Source organism: Chrysiogenia bacterium, assembly GCA_020434085.1.
Classification (GTDB): Bacteria; JAGRBM01; JAGRBM01; order JAGRBM01; family JAGRBM01; genus JAGRBM01.
This window is the reverse complement of record JAGRBM010000422.1, coordinates 1-5,273: the sequence shown is the minus strand read 5'-3', so window position 1 is coordinate 5,273 and position 5,273 is coordinate 1. Positions and strand designations below refer to the sequence as shown.

The window sequence follows — 5,273 nt, the reverse complement described above, 5'->3', positions numbered from 1 at the left end:
TAGCCGGGCACTTGCCCCGCTCGCCGGTTTGCCGCATCATTGCCACCTATGAAGAAGCACATTGCCGTTGCAGTTATTTTCGCCGCGCTTGTCTCCGCCTGTGCGGGGGTGCGCGGGGTCCCGATCTTTACCAATGAGCGCCTGCCCTCGGGCGGGCTGGCAATCTCCGTGGCGGTCGCCGACAAGGACGCGCGCGCCGAGGGTGAGCGCGCAGGGGTGGGGCAGTTTGCCTCGCGCCTGAAGAGCGAGCTTGAGACTGCGCTCTCCCAGGGCGGCTTTGTCGTCCTGCCCGCGGACGCGCCCAAGGTTGAAGCGACGCTCAAGGTGACGATGAGCGGCGCGCTTGGCGCGGCCGGAACTCCCGAGAAGGTGCGCGCGGTGCTCACCGGAAAAGAAGCGAGCACGACGGCAACTAGCGCTCCCTGGCCCTACTACAAGGACGCGCTCTTTGGAGACGAGGAGCAGGTGCGCGGCGAGCTGGCGCGCGCAGTGGCGCTTGAACTCGCCAACCAGCTCATCGAGGCCAAGGAAACCCGCGTCATGGTGGCCGGCGCCGAAGAGCGGCGCATCGTGGCGCTGGCCGCGCGCTATCACGAACCGGTGCGCGCGCCCTCTGAAAAGACCGGCCGCCCGCTGGCCTACATTCCCTTCGATGCGAATGAGCAGGGCGCCGAATTCGCCGGCGCCCTCCAGACCCTGCTGCTCTACGACCTGCTGGAAAACAAGTGCGCGCGCGTGCGCGAGGTGAGCCTGAGCAAGGACAAGGCCGCGCTCTGCAAGAGCGACGAATGCCTGCGCGTTGCCGCCAGGCTCTCCAAGGGCGAGGAACTGCTCACTGGCAGCTACCGGGGCGAGGGCATCGAGCGCACCCTGCATCTCAAAGTGCTGGGCGAGAGCGACGTGCGCTATGAGCAGGAACTCTCCCTGCCCGTGGGCGAGGTGAGCCACCGCCTGAAGGGCGCTGCAAAAGCGCTTGGCGCCGTACTCTCCTGCAGCGAGTAAACCGCATCCACCTGCGCGCAAGACGCACGCGCCCCTTGCGGCTACACTTCTTGCGGGGATGGGAAGTGTGAAGTCTTGAGTGAATCTCCAGCGAGCCGGGAAAACCCACTGTCGCGCTTCTTCGAGTGGGTGGGCAATCCCCTCGAGCGAAGCCAGGCCGATCGCTGTCTCTTCCTTACCCTGCTGCTCTGGCCGCTTCTCTCCGTGGGCCACTACGTGTGGTACCAGGAAATCATGTCGCGCCCGCACGAGGCCACCGCGGTCTGGGATTTCACCCTGCTGGTTGCGGAATGTCTGACCTGGATCATCCGCGGCTGGGTTGTGCTCACGTTGCTCGCACTGGCACTGCGCAAGGTCTGGCCCGACAGCGACTTCTTCCCTTTTGCAGCCTGCACTCTCTATGCGCTCACCACATCGATGCTCTGTTATGGGTGGGGACCTACGACCACGTATTTTCTGGGTTTTGCGACGATCGGCGGCCTGATCGGCGGGGTGCTGATCTTCGGGTGGACGCCGACTCTTGTGAGTTCGGTTCTGTGCTTCGGATCGTTGATCGGCGCCGACGTGGCGGCCTATCACGGCGTGATCCCCTATGCGCCGGTATACCGGACGCTCGTTGCCGGCGGCGCGGGTATGGTCCAGCCCGACGCGGCCTGGCTGGTGCGCACGTGGATCGGGGCCATCGGCGGATGCGTCGTCAGCGCCAGCGCCTTCGGTTACATTTTTCACCGCTGGCACCGCCGCGAGGACGACCTGGCGCGCGCCCAGCAGCAGCTCTCCCACGCCATGGACATGATCCGTCGCTACGTGCCCGCGCAGCTTGCCGATCAGATCCTCGATGGTCGTTACAGCGAGAAAGAACGCTACGTGCGCCGCACGCTCACCCTGTTCTTCTCCGACATCCGTGGCTTTACCGAGACGGCCGACCAGCTCGAGTCGGAAAAGCTCTCCGAGCTGCTCAACGAATACCTCACGGAGATGTCCGACATTGCCGAGAGCTTTGGGGGCACGATCGACAAGTTCGTGGGCGACGCGGTGGTCATCTTCTTCGGTGCGCCCGAGCCCATGGAAGAAAAGGAACAGGCGCTGCGCGCAGTGCGCATGGCGCTTGCCATGCAGGCCAGAATGGGGGAGCTCTCGAAGAAATGGTACGAGAGCGGAATCCAGACTCCCTTCGAGATTCGCGTGGGCATCAACACCGGCGCGGCCACGGTCGGCGACTTCGGCTCGGAGGGGCGCATGGACTACACGGCCATTGGGACACAGGTGAACCTGGCCGCGCGGCTCGAATCCCAGTGCACGCCGGGCAAGGTGCTCATCTCCCACGCCACGTGGGGGCTCGTCCATGACGAGATCGCCTGCACCCCGCGCGGCGAGATCCAGGTCAAGGGCATTCACTATCCGGTGAAAGTCTACGAGATCGAGGCCGATGCTACTGCGCCATCGGAAGATACACGCTGAAGGTCGTGCCCTGTCCGGGCGTGCTGCGACACGTAATGGCGCCGTGGTGGGCTTCGACGATGCCGGCGACGGCGGCAAGGCCCAGCCCGTGGCCGCTTCCCTTGGTCGTAAAGAACGGCGTGAACACCGAACGGCGCGTCTGCTCGTCCATCCCGCATCCATCGTCGCGCACTTCGAGCAGGGCCACCGGGCCGCTGGTGAGCGCCTTTTGTGACTCCTCGGAGAGATCGGCGGGCAGACTCAGCGGAGCGCCTGCCTGACGCCAGGAAACCTGGATCGTGCCCGGATTCTCGCCGATGGCATGGGCGGAGTTGGCCACCAGGTTCAGCGCAATCTGCTGGAGCTGGATTCGACTGCCCATGACGGGCAAATCCTGCCCGCAGGTGTCGAGTTGCAGGTCGATGATCACCGGCACCAGCATCCGCAGCAGCGAGGCGATCTGCTGCACGCTCTCGCACAGGGAGATGCGCTCCAATTCGGGCGCGCCCTGCTCGGCGTAGCGCAGCAGTTCCTTGACCAGCGCGCTGGCCCGGCGCGCGGCATCCTTGATGACGCCGGCGCCTTCGTGAATGTTGTCCTCGTCTGCGGGGTTGAGAAGAAGCAGATCCGCCCAGCCTGAAATGGGAAGCAGCAGGTTGTTGAAATCGTGCGCGATCTTGCTGGTGAGAAAGCCCACGCTCTCGAGGCGCTGCGCTTCGTGCATCTTGCGTTCGAGCTCTCGGTGCTCCTGGTCGGCGCGCTCGCGCTGCCAGTCTGCCATGGCCAGCGCGGCCACGTCGGCAAAGGACGCGGCGAGTACCTGCTCGTCAATGCGCCAGCGGCGGGCCACACCCACGTGTTCGTGGCAGATGACTCCCATGATCCTTCCTTCCAGAACGATGGGGGAATCCAGCATGGCGCTGATCGAATTGGGGCGCAGGTAACTCTCAGTAAACTCGCAGGTGCGCGGGTCGGTCGCCGCGTGGTGGGCGGCGATGAGCCGGTTGGTCTCCAGGGCCTTGAAGTAGGCGGGGTAGTCGGCCGCCTGCAGGGTCGCCCCGCGGGAGAGTTCCCCGGCGGAGAGGCGGAAGTAGGCGCGTGCCTCGATCTGCGTGCGGTCTTCGGAAAACAGCCAGACACCCACGCGTTCTACTTCGAGGGTGCGGGCCGCGGTTTCAACGATCTCGTCGAATCGCTCGTCTAGGGTGCGGGGCTCGTCGCGGTTGCTGCGTGCCAGAGCAAAGAGCGCCGCCTGGTGGCGATGGAATCGCTCCAGTTCGCTGCTGGTTTCGCTCTCGCGCTCGTCGCTCAGGTCGAGGGGCGATCGCGTTGCCGCACGCGCAGCTCTGAGGGTTGATGCAGACACAACCACCACTCCAAAAGTCCCCGTCCGCAGAAACGAGTCACTACCGAGAAAGTGGTGGATTGTCGGGGTGTGGGATTCAGCAGTGCACGTTCAGGGAAAGTGTACGCATCCGGGATGGAGTGAGGCAAGCTGCGATCGGAACTAGTGTCTGGACTGAAAATACAAGGCACCAAAAAATAGAGGCCGCCAAGACGGGGCTAGTCGATCGGGCGGGGAACTGGACTTAGCTTCCATCCTAGCGGCCTCGAAATCGTGATCTGGTCTCGAGGGGGCGGCGGTGATTCGTTGTCTCTCGTTTCAGCGCCGTCCTACCGATTAACTAAAGCATGTCGCGTGCCAAACCTACGTTAACGTGGTGCGTCGTTTGTGAATACTGAAGTGCATTCCCTTACGGATTTGTTGGTGCAGCTCAGGCAGAGCTGCACCGCGTGGGGGCCGGCATGCTCGATGGTGATGCGCAGGCACCCGAACTCCAGCACGTCTCCGGCAATGAGCCGCAGCGCGGGCAGGTCGCATTCGAGCGGTCCGCCCAGGTAGAGCTGGGCGCCGGTTTCTGCGATAACCCCTCGATATCCGAGAAGGTTTGGATCGACCTGTCCGGTGAGGATGACATGGCGGATGCGCAGGTCCTGCCGCGCGGCTTCAAGGAGCCAGGGCCCGGGGTTCGCGGGCGGATCAACCAGAACAGCAATGCCGCGGCCCGGGTCGCCGAGGAGCTGTGTCGTCTCAAAGCCTGTTGCCGCCACCGAAATCGCTGTCATGCCGTCTTCACCTTGTCCGCCCGCGCTGGACTGAAAAGCAATTCCGGTGCCAGCCGCGGAGAAAAAGTGTGAGCAGGCGCACATCGCAAGTCGGTCACAGTCTCGCTGTACGCCAAACCTGGGGATCAACCTGATCTATACGTTGAACATAGGGTGTTTCGGGGTTAAGGCGGAGCATTAACCGTTAAGCTCGAGTGTTAAGGGGTTAACGCTGGGAATGGTAAGATCGGCAAGTCAGTGTACGCTCAGGCGATTGCGTCGACGTCGATTTCGTACTTGGCGATCTTCTTCCAGAGCGTCACGCGGCTGATGCCCAGGGTCTCGGCCGCGCGGGTGCGGTTGCCCTGGGAGTGACGAAGTGCCGAGACAATGCGGTCGCGTTCGCTGGGTTCCTGCTGCCGGCGCACGGGCGCGCCGGCCTCCGCCTCGCGCAGCTCGGGGGGAAGATCCTCGAGCGTGATCCGGTCGCCGCGGACGGTGACAAAGCCATGCTCGATTGCGTTGCGTAACTCGCGCACATTGCCCGGCCACGAATAGTGGCACAGGCGTTCGAGCGCGTTGCCGGTCAGGCCATGTACCGGCTTGCCGCGGGTGCGGGCGAATTCGGCAACCAGAGCGTCGATCAGAAGCGGAATGTCCTCGACGCGATCGCGAAGCGGGGGCAGGTTGATCTCGAACACGCGGATTCGGTAGTAGAAATCTTC

At 63.9% G+C, this 5,273-nt stretch carries 5 protein-coding genes; 2 read left to right on the top strand and 3 right to left on the bottom strand.

Going from position 1 to position 5,273, the window contains the following annotated elements:
• Positions 1-48: 48 nt before the first annotated feature.
• Together KDH09_14445 and KDH09_14440 are read left to right on the top strand one after the other, a co-directional pair.
• On the top strand, positions 49-1,002 hold the full coding sequence (locus KDH09_14445; GenBank protein MCB0220895.1) for a hypothetical protein: 954 nt from the start codon (positions 49-51) through the stop codon (positions 1,000-1,002).
• 75 nt (positions 1,003-1,077) lie between these two features.
• Positions 1,078-2,463 carry an adenylate/guanylate cyclase domain-containing protein gene (locus KDH09_14440; GenBank protein ID MCB0220894.1) on the top strand — a complete coding sequence of 462 codons (1,386 nt, stop codon included), beginning with the start codon at positions 1,078-1,080 and terminating at the stop codon, positions 2,461-2,463.
• Here the strand turns inward: KDH09_14440 and KDH09_14435 are convergent.
• From KDH09_14435 to KDH09_14425, 3 genes are all read right to left on the bottom strand, one after another.
• A complete protein-coding gene (locus tag KDH09_14435; GenBank protein ID MCB0220893.1) occupies positions 2,435-3,808 on the bottom strand; it encodes a GAF domain-containing protein in 1,374 nt (457 codons plus the stop codon). The genes KDH09_14440 and KDH09_14435 overlap by 29 nt on opposite strands.
• A gap of 347 nt (positions 3,809-4,155) precedes the next feature.
• Complete coding sequence (locus KDH09_14430) at positions 4,156-4,569, bottom strand: hypothetical protein (GenBank protein MCB0220892.1); 414 nt, start codon at positions 4,567-4,569, stop codon at positions 4,156-4,158.
• 245 nt (positions 4,570-4,814) lie between these two features.
• Positions 4,815-5,273 (bottom strand): sigma-54-dependent Fis family transcriptional regulator (locus tag KDH09_14425; GenBank protein ID MCB0220891.1); only part of this gene is annotated, 459 nt, incomplete at its 5' end.